Annotated in this window: 14 protein-coding genes and 1 riboswitch; of the genes, 12 read left to right on the top strand and 2 right to left on the bottom strand. The window is 75.2% G+C overall.

All coding sequences use genetic code 11. From position 1 onward, the window contains the following. Positions 1-3: 3 nt before the first annotated feature. Complete coding sequence (locus HJC40_RS25085; protein ID WP_250004072.1) at positions 4-594, top strand: hypothetical protein; 591 nt, start codon at positions 4-6, stop codon at positions 592-594. Positions 595-674: 80 nt separating this feature from the next. Here HJC40_RS25085 and HJC40_RS25080 read toward each other — a convergent pair whose 3' ends face one another. Then, complete coding sequence (locus HJC40_RS25080; RefSeq protein ID WP_250004070.1) at positions 675-1,538, bottom strand: alpha/beta fold hydrolase; 864 nt, start codon at positions 1,536-1,538, stop codon at positions 675-677. 188 nt (positions 1,539-1,726) lie between these two features. Further along, on the bottom strand, positions 1,727-2,500 hold the full coding sequence (locus HJC40_RS25075) for an alpha/beta hydrolase family protein (protein ID WP_250004068.1): 774 nt from the start codon (positions 2,498-2,500) through the stop codon (positions 1,727-1,729). A 53-nt stretch (positions 2,501-2,553) separates the two neighbouring features. Between HJC40_RS25075 and HJC40_RS25070 the strand changes: the two genes are divergently transcribed. The 11 genes from HJC40_RS25070 to HJC40_RS25020 all read left to right on the top strand — a co-directional run bounded on the left by HJC40_RS25070 (position 2,554) and on the right by HJC40_RS25020 (position 12,777). Continuing rightward, complete coding sequence (locus tag HJC40_RS25070) at positions 2,554-3,366, top strand: dienelactone hydrolase family protein (RefSeq protein ID WP_250004066.1); 813 nt, start codon at positions 2,554-2,556, stop codon at positions 3,364-3,366. 100 nt (positions 3,367-3,466) lie between these two features. After that, the gene (locus HJC40_RS25065; protein WP_250004064.1) at positions 3,467-3,739 is read left to right on the top strand and encodes a hypothetical protein; all 273 of its coding nucleotides are present in this window, start codon (positions 3,467-3,469) and stop codon (positions 3,737-3,739) included. A 71-nt stretch (positions 3,740-3,810) separates the two neighbouring features. Continuing rightward, positions 3,811-4,149 carry a metalloregulator ArsR/SmtB family transcription factor gene (locus HJC40_RS25060; protein ID WP_250004062.1) on the top strand — a complete coding sequence of 113 codons (339 nt, stop codon included), beginning with the start codon at positions 3,811-3,813 and terminating at the stop codon, positions 4,147-4,149. 57 nt (positions 4,150-4,206) lie between these two features. Continuing rightward, the gene (locus HJC40_RS25055) at positions 4,207-4,725 is read left to right on the top strand and encodes an SRPBCC family protein (RefSeq protein WP_250004060.1); all 519 of its coding nucleotides are present in this window, start codon (positions 4,207-4,209) and stop codon (positions 4,723-4,725) included. 64 nt (positions 4,726-4,789) lie between these two features. Beyond that, positions 4,790-5,281 carry a SigE family RNA polymerase sigma factor gene (locus HJC40_RS25050; protein ID WP_250004058.1) on the top strand — a complete coding sequence of 164 codons (492 nt, stop codon included), beginning with the start codon at positions 4,790-4,792 and terminating at the stop codon, positions 5,279-5,281. Beyond that, on the top strand, positions 5,278-6,507 hold the full coding sequence (locus HJC40_RS25045; protein WP_250004056.1) for a hypothetical protein: 1,230 nt from the start codon (positions 5,278-5,280) through the stop codon (positions 6,505-6,507). Before HJC40_RS25050 ends, HJC40_RS25045 begins: the two co-directional genes overlap by 4 nt. A 33-nt stretch (positions 6,508-6,540) precedes the next feature. Next, positions 6,541-8,106 (top strand): gluconokinase, encoded by a 1,566-nt coding sequence (locus tag HJC40_RS25040; RefSeq protein ID WP_250004054.1) that lies wholly within the window; start codon positions 6,541-6,543, stop codon positions 8,104-8,106. A 70-nt stretch (positions 8,107-8,176) separates the two neighbouring features. Then, positions 8,177-8,302: riboswitch (cobalamin riboswitch) on the top strand. Between the two features lie 59 nt (positions 8,303-8,361). Beyond that, positions 8,362-10,404 (top strand): VWA domain-containing protein, encoded by a 2,043-nt coding sequence (locus HJC40_RS25035; protein ID WP_250004052.1) that lies wholly within the window; start codon positions 8,362-8,364, stop codon positions 10,402-10,404. Next, positions 10,404-11,003 carry a cob(I)yrinic acid a,c-diamide adenosyltransferase gene (cobO, locus tag HJC40_RS25030; protein WP_250004050.1) on the top strand — a complete coding sequence of 200 codons (600 nt, stop codon included), beginning with the start codon at positions 10,404-10,406 and terminating at the stop codon, positions 11,001-11,003. Before HJC40_RS25035 ends, cobO begins: the two co-directional genes overlap by 1 nt. Next, positions 10,997-12,346, top strand: coding sequence for a cobyrinate a,c-diamide synthase (locus HJC40_RS25025; RefSeq protein WP_250004048.1), 1,350 nt, complete (start codon positions 10,997-10,999; stop codon positions 12,344-12,346). The genes cobO and HJC40_RS25025 overlap by 7 nt, the downstream gene beginning before the upstream one ends. Beyond that, on the top strand, positions 12,343-12,777 hold the full coding sequence (locus HJC40_RS25020; protein WP_250004046.1) for a cobalamin biosynthesis protein: 435 nt from the start codon (positions 12,343-12,345) through the stop codon (positions 12,775-12,777). The genes HJC40_RS25025 and HJC40_RS25020 overlap by 4 nt, the downstream gene beginning before the upstream one ends. Positions 12,778-12,868 lie beyond the last annotated feature (91 nt).

Genomic DNA, 12,868 nt, shown 5'->3' with positions numbered 1-12,868 from the left:
CCGATGACGACGGCACCGCTCGCTCACACGGACGTGATCGTTCTCGACTACCTCGCCGCGCTCTGGGCCCAGAGCGAAGACCTCACGCCCGAGCTGCGCGACGAGCTGATGACCACGGTCGCCGACTACATCGCGGTGCGCCGCACCTCGCCGTCGGCGCCCATCGAGGACGCGACCGAGATCGTGCGCCGGTTAGGCCCACCGGAGGCGCTCGTGGCGGCGGCCCGGCGCGGACACCTGCCCCCGCACATCCGATTGCCCGCCCTGGTCCCGTCTCCCCCGCCGGCCGCCACCGGTGGGGGAGCGGCTGAATTCACCGCGATCGGGCTGATCACCGCGGGTGCCTTCGTGCTCCCGGGGGCCGGTCCGGTCGCCGGCATGCTGATGGCCAGCGCCTCACCGCACTGGACGGCGGCCGAAAAGGCGGCCGCCTGGTTCCTGGTGCTGGGGTCGGGCGCCGCCGCGTTCGCGGCCGCCCTCTTCTTCGCGGTGGCCGGGGCCGGCCCCGCCTCGGGGCTGTTGCTCGTCTATCTGATCGCGGTCGGCGGCTCGGTGCTCGCGGGCAAGCGCCTGCACGACGGCCTGCGCCGCTGACGCCTGTTCCGGAGCGCGGCCCCGGCGGTGCCCCGGGCCGCACCGCGACTCGGCCCGCGCCGGAACGGGCGGCAACCCGGTCAGGCCGGTTGGGTGCGCCGCCCGGCCTGACCGATGATCTCGTCGATCACCTGCGACCAGACGGCCGCGGGCGGGAACTCGTGCCCGACCCCCTCGAGCCAGACGAGCCGGGCGCCGGGGATCTCGGCGCACAGCGCCTCGGCGTGCGGTGGCGGGAAGAAGCAGTCGAGCGTGCCGTGCAGGATCAACGTCGGTGCGGTGATCGCCCCCAGCCGGTCGCGCACCGGCGGCCCACCCGCGCAGCTGAAGTGGTTCGTCTGCGAGGCGGCCATGTCCTGCGTACGGTCGAAGACCCGTTCGGCCACCCGGCGCAGGTGCGGGACGTCGGCGGTGAACGGCCCGCCCAGCCGCCGGACGTCGGCCACCAGCCCGTCGACCGCGGACCGCCGGTCGGTCCACACGCGCTCCTCGGCGTCGCCGTCGCCGGGCAGCTCGAGCTCATAAGCGGGCGGGACCGTGCTGGTCGACATCAGCGTCAGCGACAGCACGCGATGCGGCCGTTCGACCGCGATGCGCTGGGCCAGCCCGCCGCCCATCGAGAGCCCGACCAGGTGGGCCCGGTGGATGCCCAGCGCGTCGAGTACGCCGAGCGCGTCGTGGGCCAGATCCACATCGGAGTAGGGCGGCTCGCCGACCGGGAACGCCGTCGACCGGCCCGTGTCCCGGTGGTCGTACCGGACGACGAACCGCCCGCCCGCGGCCAGGCGCCGGCAGAACTCGTCGTCCCACCAGTCCATCGAGCTGGCCGCCCCGGCGATCAGCAACAGGGCGGGCTCGCCGGGCTCGCCGAACGTCGCCACGCACAGCTCGATGCCGTTGACCGGCATCATCGTCTCGGTCACCACCCGCTCATTGTCGGGCATCGCATTTGACGCGCAGGTTAAAACTCGATCACCGCGTCGTACCGTTTCGCGGTGACGTGATCCGATGATCACCGCGCTGCCTGGTTTGAGGGGATATAACCCTCACCGGACCGTGCTTCACGCTTCCCTCAAGGGAATTCCGGCCCCCGGTCTGCGGGCCGACCGCTAGGTGTGGACGAGGGCGAGCGTCAGCGACGTAAAGCTTCACTCACGAAGTCCATTGCGGCGGGCAGGCACCGCGACCAGTAGCCGAAGTTGTGCCGTCCCTCCGAGAAACTGCCCGCCGCCAGGGGTTCGGGCAGCGCCTCGGCGAGCGCGCGGACGTTGTCGAGGAGGCCGTCCTGGAGGCCGCACCACAGGCCGACCTTCGTGCCCCGCAGTTGCGCGGCGGCCGTGAAGATCTCATCCCCCGGGCGGACGGCGGGGGAGAGCGCGGCCACGGCCCGGGCGAAACCGGGATAGGCCTCGGCCAGCAGCAGCGACCCGTATCCGCCCATCGACCAGCCCAGCAACGCCAGCCGCGAGGTGTCGAACCCCCGTCGCGCGCACCAGCGGGGGATCTCCTCGCGCACCATCCGCTGCGGATCGTCGCCCGCGTCGGGGCGCCACCAGAGGCGGTCGCCGGTCGCGCCGGCCAGCACGAACGGCGGCGATCCCCGGCGTACGGCATCGGTCAGGAACCGTCCGAAGCCGAGCGCCGGGAAATCGGCCGCGGTCTTGGACCCGCCGTGCAGGATCAGGCAGACGGGCAGGCCGCGGCCGGTCCCGTGGCCCGCCGGCACCGCGGTGTAGAAGTCGACCGGCCGGCCACGGGCGGCGGAGGCGCGCCTTTCCAGCCGCTCGTCACCCACCGGCGCCTGGGGGACGACCGGCTCCAGGTAGCCCGATCGGCTGTGATAGCCCACCCATCCGGCGGCACCGGCGGCGGTTGCCCCGATGGCCAGGAATGTTCGTCGTCTCATCGTCACCCACAACGGTGATCGCCCGGTTGGCGTGACGTTCATAAGCTCGCGGCGTGCGCAGACCAGGCCCCGCCCCGCGATCCGGCCGAAGCCGCCGGGCCGGGCGGCCGGGGCTGATCATCCTGGCCCTGCTGGCCCTGCTGCTGGACGGGCTCGGGGCGCCCCGGCCGGCCGAGGCGCGCGGGGCCGTGGCGACCCGCCAGGTGCAGCTCGCCCGCGGTGTCGCCCGTCCATTGCCGACAACGCTGTGGTACCGGACGCCGCTCACCGGGCGTCACCCGATCATTCTCTTCAGTCACGGGCTGGGGGGCTCGCCGCAGCAGTTCGCGCCGCTGGCCGCCGGCTGGGCCGAGGCCGGCTACGTGGTGGCGGCGCCGGCCTATCCGCACACGAACGGGCGCGGGCCGGTCGACCGCCGGGACATCGTCAACCAGCCGGCCGACGCGGCGTACGTGATCGACGCCGTGCGGGACCTCGACGGCGTGGCCGGGGACGCGCTGGCCGGGCACCTCGACGTCGACCGGGTCGCCGCCGTCGGTTTCTCGGCCGGCGGCACCACGACCCTTGGGCTGTTCGGGCCGGGACACGCGCCGTACCTGCGCGCCGGGGTGTCGATCAGTGGCCGTCGCCCGCCCGCGGGGTTCGGCGGCCCGGTCGCCCCGCTGCTGTTCGTGCACGGCGACCGCGACCCGGTCGTGCCGATCCGGGCCGGTCGTCAGGCGTACGCGACGGCGCCCGTCCCGAAGCAGTTCGTGACGGTCGGCGGGGCCGGTCACGGCGAGTTCCTGCTTCCCGGCGACGGTCGGTACAAGCGGGTCACCCGCCGGGTTCTCGCCTTCCTCACCGCGAACGTGCCGGTCGCCTGATTTGCCCGTGAGTAGTTTCACCCACAGTCACCCTCGCGGACGAGATCATCGGCCGAACGGCCAGGTCGGCACGCTGCGTGATGAGAACTAGGCTGCTCAGGTGCATGTTCCCCACATAGCAGTGGCCGCGGCCGTGACTCTCAGTGTTTCCGCCGTTTGTTACTCACAGTTCGATACGAAGCGTGCCGAGCAGCAGGCCCGGACCGTCGCCGCGCAGGCCACCTGCCGCGCGGTCGACTCGGCGATCGTCGCCTACGTCGGCGTGCACGGCGACCCGCCGGCCTCGACGGCCCAGATCGCCGGGTATCTCGACGGCGACATCACCGCCTACCGCATCGTCCGCGGCCGGGCCGCCGGGCCGGGCTGCGCCTGAGCTCGTCCGGATCCCGGCTGCTGCCGCGTATGCCTTGACAGTTATATGCGTATGACGGCATGGTGGGAGTCGTGGACGTTCTCAGTGCTCTGGCCGAGCCGACCCGGCGCCGCATCGCCGAGGCGTTGCGGCTGCGCGAGTGCACGGTGTCGGAGCTCGTGGCGTCGCTCGGGATGAGCCAGCCCGCCGTCTCCAAGCACCTGCGGGTGCTGCGCGAGGCCGGTGTCGTCACCGCTCACGTGCGCGCTCAGCAGCGCGTCTATCGGCTCGAGCCCGGGCCGTTCCGCGAGCTGGACGCCTGGCTGGCCCCCTACCGTCGCCTGTGGACGCACCATCTCGCCGAGCTCGAGCGGCACCTCGACGCGGCGTCCGGGCCCGCCGGCGCCGACGAGGGCGGGCGACAAGGCTGACGAGCGCGTGAATGCTCCGGCGGCCCGCCGGAGCGCGGGGACGACGAGGAGGAAACCGTGAGTCTGGATCTGGGAACTGCCGGCGGCGCGCGCCTCGAGGGCGACGGCGAGCCGTGGACGCTCGTGTTCATCCGGGAGCTGCGGCAGCCACCGGCGGTGGTCTGGCGGGCGCTGACCGATCCGGCCGAGCTCGACCAGTGGGCGCCGTTCAGCGCGGCCCGCGATCTCGGCGAGCCCGGCGCCACCACGCTCACCATGGTCGACGGGGACCGGACGCTCGATCTGCCGGCGGTGGTCCGCGTGGCCGAACCGCCGAACGTGCTCGAGTACTCGTGGGGCTCCGACCGGCTGCGCTGGGAGCTCGAAGAGGCCGGCGACGGCACCCGGCTGACCCTGCGCCACACGCTCGTCGAGCCGACCGACCACGCCTCCGTCGCCACCGGGTGGCACCTCTGCGTCGCCGTTCTGCGGCGCCTGCTCGACGGTGACCCGCACGGGGTCGTCCGCGGCCGGGCAGCCCGGGAACACGGCTTCGACGAGCTCCGCGAGCAGTACGCCAAGCTGCTCGCCGGCTGATGCAACCTTTCCCGCGTCCGCATTGTCCTTGGAGGAGGTGACGGCGACGCGGGGGAGACCACGGATGGGGTTCGACGACTTCGTGCGACGTCGCTCCACGGGTCTGCTGCGTGTGGCGTACCTGCTGACCGGCGACCGGCACGCCGCCGAGGACCTGTTGCAGGAGGTCCTCGAGCAGATGTACGTGCGCTGGCGCCGCATCGAGGGCGCCCCCGAGGCGTACGCCCGCCGGGCCCTGGTCAACCGCGCGACGAACCGCTGGCGGTCGCGGGCCCGTCGCCCCGAGACGCCGCTGGGCGCGCAGCACGAGCAGCCGGGGCCGGATCACGGCGACGACGTGGCGCTCCGGTCGGCCGTGCTCGACGCCCTGCGCGACCTGCCGGCCAAGCAGCGCGCCGCGGTCGTGCTGCGTTACCTCGACGACCTGCCGGTGCACGAGGTCGCGCAGGCGCTGGGCTGCAGCGAGGGCACCGTCAAGAGCAACGCGTCGCGCGGGCTGGACCGGCTGCGCCACGTGCTCGGCCCGACCTTGATCCCGGAAGGGGCGGACCTGTGACCGACATCGAGATCCGGGACGTGCTCGCGCGGACCGCCGGTGACGTCAGCCCGGCGCCCGACCTGCTCGACCGGGTCCGGGCCGGCGGGCACCGGCGGGTGATCCGGCGGCGCACCGCGCTCGGCGGGGCGCTCGCCCTGGCCGCCGCCGGTGGGCTCGTCCCGCTGACCCGTCACCGCGGCGGCCCGCCGCCCGCCGGCCGGGTCGTGCACGGCGACCTGGCCCACGACCACGAGCTGGTCGGCCGGGTCCAGCAGGTGTGGGGCGGCGGGGCGCGGGTGCACTGGATCGGCGCCACCCCGGCCGGGCCGGTCGCCGCGGTGGTCCGGCCGTCGGCGACGGGGCTGGACGAGCAGAGCTTCGTCGAGACCGTCGGCGGCCGGCTCCGGGGAGTCGGCAGTTCGATGCTCGTGCAGCCGGGCACCATCGAACCGGCCGCGCTCCTGGCCGGGCCCGGCCGCGACGTTCTCGTCGTGATCACCGGCGAGGGCGGGGTGTCGTTCTCCGACAGCTACAGCCTCGACGCCGCCGGACGGATCGCCCGGACGTTCCGGCCGCTCATCGAGGTCGACGGCGCCGTCGTGCGGCGGATCCCGAGGCCGGCGGGGAGGGTGCCGATCGCCCTGCGGGCGGCCGGCGACCCCGGCACGGTGTGGCTGGCCAACCTCACCGTGGTGGACGACCGGACGGCGGTCGACCGGAGACCCGAGCGGATCGAGCAGCCGCTGCCCGGCCGCGAGAAGGCCTGGCGGGACGAGCCGACCGGCTCCGAGAAGGACTGGTGGGACGTCGGCGCGCAGGAGCCGTACCGGGACCGATTCGGGTATCACGCCGGGACCGGCCCGAGCGAGTGGCGGCTGAGCGGCGCGACCGCCGACGGGCGCCGGCTGGTGGTGCAGACCCTCGCGATCGACGGACGGGCCCGGGCGTTCTGGATGGCCGCCCGGGCGGGCGAGAAGCCCCGGGTCACCTATCTGGGCCTGCTCGAGGACGGCCTGTCGACCGACGCCACGGACGGGTCCGGCCGGAGGTACCCGATCCTGCACGCCCGGCTGCCGCAGGAGCTGGGGGTGGCGGTGGCCGCGCTCGGCTGCGAGCTGCTCTATCGCGTACGGAAGGGATCGTGGTTGCCGGTAGCCGGGCACGCCGCCGTGCTCCCCGCGGCCGCGACCGAACTGGAGGCACGCCCGCACCGTGGCCGAGCGGTCCGCGTCTCCCTGCCCTAGGTTGAAGGGCCGGGAGACAACAGGAGGACGCGCATGGACGTCGTGATCGGGATCGACACCGGAACCACCTCGACCAAGGGGGTGGCGGCCGGGCCCGATGGCACGCTTCGCGCGCTGACCAGCGTCCACTATCCGCTGATGGTGCCGGCCTCCGGGCGGGCCGAGCTCGACCCGGTCGCGGTGCGCGACGCCGCGGTCAAGGCGCTCGTCGACATCGCCGGGGCCTGCCGCGAGAACGGCGACCGGGTGATCGGCATCGGGCTCAGCGCGTTCCTGCACGCCGTCGTGCCGATGGACGCCGACGGCCGGCCGATCGGGCCGCTGGTCACCTGGGCCGACGGCCGGGCCGGGGAGCAGAGCGAGCGGATCGTCGCCGACGGGCTGGGCAAGGGGCTGCAGGCCCGCACCGGCACGCCGGTCCACCCGATGTCGCCGCTGACCAAGCTGGCCTGGTGGCGCGACAACGATCCCGAGACCCTGCGCAAGACCCCGCGGTGGGGCGGCGTCAAGGAGCTCATGGTCGCGGCGCTGACCGACGGCCCGTATGCGGTGGACCTCTCGATCGCCAGCGGCACCGGGCTCTACGACATCCACCAGCGGCGCTGGGACCCCGAAGCGCTCGACATCGCCGGGGTGCGGGCCGGGCAACTGGCCGAGGTGCTGCCGACGACGGCCCGGCTGCGGCTCAGCCCGGCCGTCGCCCGGGCGGCCGGCCTCGACCCGGCCACGCCGCTGATCATCGGCGCGGCCGACGGGCCGCTGGCCAACCTCGGGGTCGGCGCCACGCCGCCCGGCGTCGCGGCGGTCTCGCTGGGCACCAGCGGCGCGCTGCGCACGGTGGTCGACCGCCCCACGGCCGACGAGGCGGGCCGGTTGTTCTGCTACGCGCTGACCGAGGACCGCTGGGTGATCGGCGGCGCGGTCAACAACGCCGGGTCGGTCGTGCGCTGGGCCGGGCAGAGCTTCGCCTCCGGCTTCGAACGGCCGGGCGCCGAGGGGGAGGACGCCGACGAACGCGACGCGGCCCTGCTCGAGGAGGCCCAGGGCGTGGTGCCCGGCAGCGACGGGCTGCTCTGCCTGCCCTACCTGCTCGGCGAGCGGGCCCCCTGGTGGAAGTCCGGTCTGCGCGGCGCCTACCTCGGCCTGCGCCGCGAGCACGGACGCGCCCACCTGGTGCGGGCCGCCGTCGAGGGGGTCTGCCAGCAGCTCGCGCTGGTCCGCGACTCGTTCACGGCCGAGGGCACCGCGGTCACCGAGGTCCGCGCCACCGGCGGGGCGGTCGCGTCGGAGCTGTGGGTCGGCGTGCTCGCGGCCGCGCTCGACGTGCCCGTCCGGGTGGCCGACACGCCCGAGGGCACCGCGCTCGGCGCCTGCCTGCTGGCCCGGCACGCCCTCGGCGAGCTGCCCGACCTCGACGAGGCCGCGGCGCTGGTGCCGGTCGGCGAGCCGACCCGCCCCGACCCGGCCAACGCCGAGCTCTACGCCCGGCTGCGGCCGCTGGTCGAGAAGTCGGCCCTGGCCGTGCTCGACGTGGTCAGGGAACTCGACCGGCTCGCCCCGCAGCCGCTGCCCACCACCGAGAAGGCGGTGGGGGCGTGACCGAGGCTCAGATCACCCCGCGTTGACGCGCCGGTCGGCGGTAGGCCAGCATGACGGACGAGCGGTAGCGGAGGAACCCGGTGCGAATCCGGGACGGTCCCGCCACTGTGACCGGGGAGCGACCCGCCACCAGAGGCCACGATCGGAAACGGTCGGAAGGCGCGCGGCAAGCGACGATCCGGGAGCCAGGAGACTCCGGCCGCTCGTGCCAACCGCCCGCGCGGGCGTGGACACCCGCGCAGAAGGGGAGTCCTCGTGACGCCGTACCCGTTCTCGGCCGTGGTCGGCCTGGCCGACCTCCGCCTCGCCCTCTTGCTCACCGCCGTCTCGCCCGCCGTCGGCGGGGTGCTGGTGCGTGGTGAGAAGGGCACCGCCAAAAGCACCGTCGTCCGGGCGCTGGCCGCGCTGCTGCCGGAGGTCGCGGTCGTCCGCGGCTGCCGGTTCGCCTGCGACCCGGCCGCGCCCGACCCGCTCTGCCCGGACGGGCCGCACGCCCCCGACAGCCCCGGCCTGAACCGGCCCGCCGCCCTGGTCGAGCTGCCGGTCGGGGCGACCGAGGACCGCGTCGTGGGCACGCTCGACATCCAGCGTGCGCTGGCCGACGGGGTCAAGGCGTACGAGCCGGGGCTGCTCGCGGCCGCGCACCGCGGGGTGCTCTACGTCGACGAGGTCAACCTGCTGCCCGACCACCTGGTCGACCTGCTGCTGGACGCGGCGGCGATGGGCCGTGCCCACGTCGAGCGCGACGGCGTGTCGGTCAAGCACGCGGCCCGTTTCCTGCTGGTCGGCACGATGAACCCGGAGGAGGGCGAACCCCGCCCGCAGCTGGTGGACCGGTTCGGGCTGGTGGTCACCGTGGCCGCGCCGCGCGACGCCAAGGACCGGGCCGAGGTGGTGCGCCGGCGGCTCGCGTACGAGCTGGACCCGGACGTTTTCGCGGCCCGCTTCGATGCCGACGAGTCGGCGCTGGCCGAGCGCATCGCGGTCGCCCGGGAGCGGCTGCCGCGGGTGGTGCTGCCCGACGGCGAGCTCGACCGGATCGCCCAGGTCTGCCTGGCCTACGGGGTGGACGGGATGCGCGCCGACATCGTCGTGGCCCGCTGCGCGGTCGCGCTGGCCGCCTGGCACGGCCGCGACCGGGTCACCCGCGACGACGTCCGGGACGCGGCCCGCCTGGCCCTGCCGCACCGCCGCCGCAAGGACCCGCTCGACCCGCCCGGCACCGACGAGGAGCGTCTCGAGGACGCGCTGGCCCAGGCCGACGCGCAGCAGCCGGACGAGGACGGACCGGACGACACGCCGCCCGACGGCGGCGACGGCGGACCGGGGCCGGACGACGGCGGCGGCGGTGGCGGCGGCCCGGACGGAGGTACGCCGTCCCGGCCGCCTGCAGCGAGCAACGAGGGACCGGACGCGCCGGCTGGGCCGTCACCCGGCCCCGTGCCGGAGCCGGGTGACGGCCCGGCCGCCGAAAGCGTGCCGGCCGACGACAAGCCCGGCCGGCAGCAGCCGGCCGGGGCGGCTGCCTCGCCGGGCGCCGCCTACCGCACGAGAAACCTGAGCATCGCGCGCCGCGGTGAGGGCGGCCACGCCGGACGCCGGTCGCCGTCGCTGTCGCGCCGGGGGCGCGTCGTCGGGTCGCGGGTGCCGGCCGGGAAGCTCGCCGGGGCGCCGCATCTGCCGGCCACGCTGCGAGCCGCGCTGTTCCGGACCGGCGCGGACCGCGGGCCCGGCGCCGGCCGACTGGTGACGCCGCGGGATCTGCGCGAGGCCGTCCACGTCGGCCGCGAGTCGAACCTGGTGCTGTTCGTGGTCGACGCGTCCGGGTCGATGGCCGCGCGCAAACGCATGACGGTGGTCAAGACGGCCGTGCTGTCGCTGCTGCGCGACGCCTATCAGCGACGTGACCGGATCGGGATGATCACGTTCCGCGGGCACACCGCCGAGCAGGTGCTGCCGCCGACGTCCAGCCACGAGGTCGGGGTGCTGCGGCTCGCCGCGCTGCGCACGGGAGGGCGTACGCCGCTGGCCGAAGGCCTCCGGACCGCGGCCGCGACCATCGCGACCGAGCGTCGCCGTGACCCCCGCCGCCGGCCGCTCCTGATCGTGGTGACCGACGGCCGGGCGACCAGCGGACCCGACCCGGCGACCGTCGCGCCCGCGCTGCGCGGCGTGTCCACGGTGGTGGTCGACTGTGAGTCCGGGCCGATCCGGCTGCGGCTCGCGGCCCGGCTCGCCACCGCGCTCGACGCCGACCTGATGCCGCTGGACAGCCTCGAGACGGGAAGGGCCGCCTGATGCCGCAGGGCAAGGTCACCGCCGTACCGGACGACGGCCTCACCACCCGTCAGCGCCGCCGCCAGGCCGTCCTGGCCGTCCACACCGGACACGGCAAGGGCAAGTCGACCGCCGCGTTCGGGATGGCGCTGCGCGCGTGGAGCGCGGGCTGGCCGATCGGCGTGTTCCAGTTCGTCAAGTCGGAGAAGTGGCGGGTCGGCGAGGAGTCCGCGCTCAAGGCGCTCGGTACGACCGGGGGAGCGCCGGTCACCTGGCACAAGATGGGTGAGGGCTGGTCGTGGATCCAGCGCGCCGGCACCGAGCGCGACCACGCCGCCGAGGCCGCCGAGGGCTGGGCGCAGATCAAGCGCGACCTGGCCGCCGAGACCTACAAGTTCTATGTGCTCGACGAGTTCACGTACCCGATGAAGTGGGGCTGGGTCGACGTCGACGACGTCGTGGCCACGCTGACCGAGCGCCCCGGCAACCAGCACGTGGTGATCACCGGCCGGGACGCCGCGCCCGCGCTGCTCGAGGCGGCCGACCTGGTCACCGAGATGACGAAGGTGAAGCACCCGATGGACGCCGGTCGCAAGGGACAGCAGGGCATCGAATGGTGAGCATCCCGCGCGTCGTGATCGGCGCGCCCGCCTCCGGCCACGGCAAGACGACGGTGGCGACCGGGCTGCTGGCCGCCTTCGCGCGCCGGGGCCTGCCGGTGGCCCCGTTCAAGGTCGGACCCGACTACATCGACCCCGGCTACCACGCGCTGGCGGCCGGCCGGCCCGGCCGCAACCTCGACCCGGTGATGGTCGGGGAGGAGCTGATCGGCCCGCTGTTCGCCCACGGCTCGCAGGGCGCCTCGCTCGCCGTAGTCGAGGGTGTGATGGGCCTCTACGACGGCCGGACCGGCGCCGGCGAGACCGGGTCGACCGCGCAGGTCGCCGGGCTGCTCGACGCGCCGGTGATCCTGGTCGTGGACGCGGCCGCGCAGGGCCGGTCGATCGCCGCGCTGGTGCACGGCTTCCGCAGCTTCGGCCGCGTGCGGATGGCCGGCGTCATCCTCAACCGGGTCGGCTCCGACCGCCACGAGGCGATCCTGCGCGAGGCCTGCGAGGAGGTCGGCACGCCCGTGCTCGGGGCGCTGCGCCGGGCCGACGCCGTCTCCGCCCCGTCCCGCCACCTCGGGCTCGTCCCGGCCGCCGAACGCCGGGCGGAGGCCCTGGCCTCGGTGGACGCCCTGGCCGCGCTGATCGAGTCGTCGGTCGACCTGGCCGAGGTGATGGCGGTCGCGCGGTCGGCGCCGCCGCTCGACGTCGAACCCTGGTCGCCGGTCGCCGCCGATCCCGTCCCCGGCCGTCCGGTCGTCGCGCTCGCGGGTGGGCCGGCCTTCTCCTTCGCGTACGCCGAGACGGCCGAACTGCTGGCCGGAGCCGGCGCCACGGTCGTGACGGTCGACCCGCTGCACGACGAGAAGCTGCCCGACGGAACGAAGGCCCTCGTCGTCGGCGGCGGCTTCCCCGAGGTGTACGCCTCGGAGCTGTCCGCCAACGAGCCGCTGCGCCGCGCGGTGGCCGAACTGGCCGCGGGCGGAGGCCGGATCGCGGCCGAGTGCGCCGGGCTGCTGTGGCTGTGCCGCACTCTCGACGGCGCCCCGATGTGCGGCGTGATCGACGCCGAGGCGGCCATGACCCCGACGCTGACCCTGGGCTACCGCGACGCGGTGGCGCTCACCGACAGCCCGCTCGCCCCGGCCGGCACCCGGGTCACCGGTCACGAGTTCCACCGCACGACCGTGCACCCCCGCTCCGGCCTGCTGCTGTCCCCGGCCGGCGGGGCCGCGTGGGCCTGGCGCGGCGCCGATCCGGAAGGCTTCGCGACGGCCTCGGTGCACGCGTCCTACCTGCACCTGCACTGGGCCGGGAGCCCCGGCTTCGCCACCCACCTGGTCGCCGACCGGTGACCGTGGCGGTCGGGGTCGGCGCCCGCCCGGGCGTGCCGGCCGCCGTCCTGCGCGCGGCCGTCGACGCGGTCCTGTCGTCGGCCGGACTGACCCCGGCCGACGTGTCGGTGCTGGCCACGGTCGACCGGCGGGCCGCCGAACCCGCCGTCCGGGACCTGGCCGCCGACCGGGGGTGGCGGCTGCTCGCCCTGCCCGCCGCCGTGCTGGCCCAGCAGCCGGTGCCCAACCCGAGCGGAGTTGTCGCCGCGGCGGTCGGCACCCCGAGCGTGGCCGAGGCGGCCGCCCTCAGCGCGGCCGGCCCGGCCGGCGCCCTGCTGACGCCGAAGCGCATCTCGGGCGGCGTCACCGTGGCTCTGGCCGCGCTCGCGCCGGGGCTGAACGGGGCCGCGACCGCGGGATGGGACCGATCCCACCGGCGAACCGGACATTAGCGTCGGTCGCATGAGCACAGCGTCGGTCAACGGCATCACGATCGGGTACGACGACACCGGCCAGGGCCGGCCGCTGGTGCTGGTGCACGGC

The organism is Actinoplanes sp. M2I2 (assembly GCF_023544445.1).
Lineage (GTDB): Bacteria > Actinomycetota > Actinomycetes > Mycobacteriales > Micromonosporaceae > Actinoplanes.
This window is presented reverse-complemented; position numbering and strand designations above follow the sequence as displayed.

Excerpts from the sequence above, each read along its gene's own strand:
- cobO (WP_250004050.1), top strand. The coding sequence starts at position 10,404 with ATGCCGCAGGGCAAGGTCACCGCCGTACCGGACGACGGCCTCACCACC.
- HJC40_RS25050 (WP_250004058.1), top strand. The coding sequence starts at position 4,790 with ATGGGGTTCGACGACTTCGTGCGACGTCGCTCCACGGGTCTGCTGCGT.
- HJC40_RS25085 (WP_250004072.1), top strand. The coding sequence starts at position 4 with ATGACGACGGCACCGCTCGCTCACACGGACGTGATCGTTCTCGACTAC.
- HJC40_RS25025 (WP_250004048.1), top strand. The coding sequence starts at position 10,997 with ATGGTGAGCATCCCGCGCGTCGTGATCGGCGCGCCCGCCTCCGGCCAC.
- HJC40_RS25080 (WP_250004070.1), bottom strand. The coding sequence starts at position 1,538 with ATGCCCGACAATGAGCGGGTGGTGACCGAGACGATGATGCCGGTCAAC.
- HJC40_RS25040 (WP_250004054.1), top strand. The coding sequence starts at position 6,541 with ATGGACGTCGTGATCGGGATCGACACCGGAACCACCTCGACCAAGGGG.
- HJC40_RS25075 (WP_250004068.1), bottom strand. The coding sequence starts at position 2,500 with ATGAGACGACGAACATTCCTGGCCATCGGGGCAACCGCCGCCGGTGCC.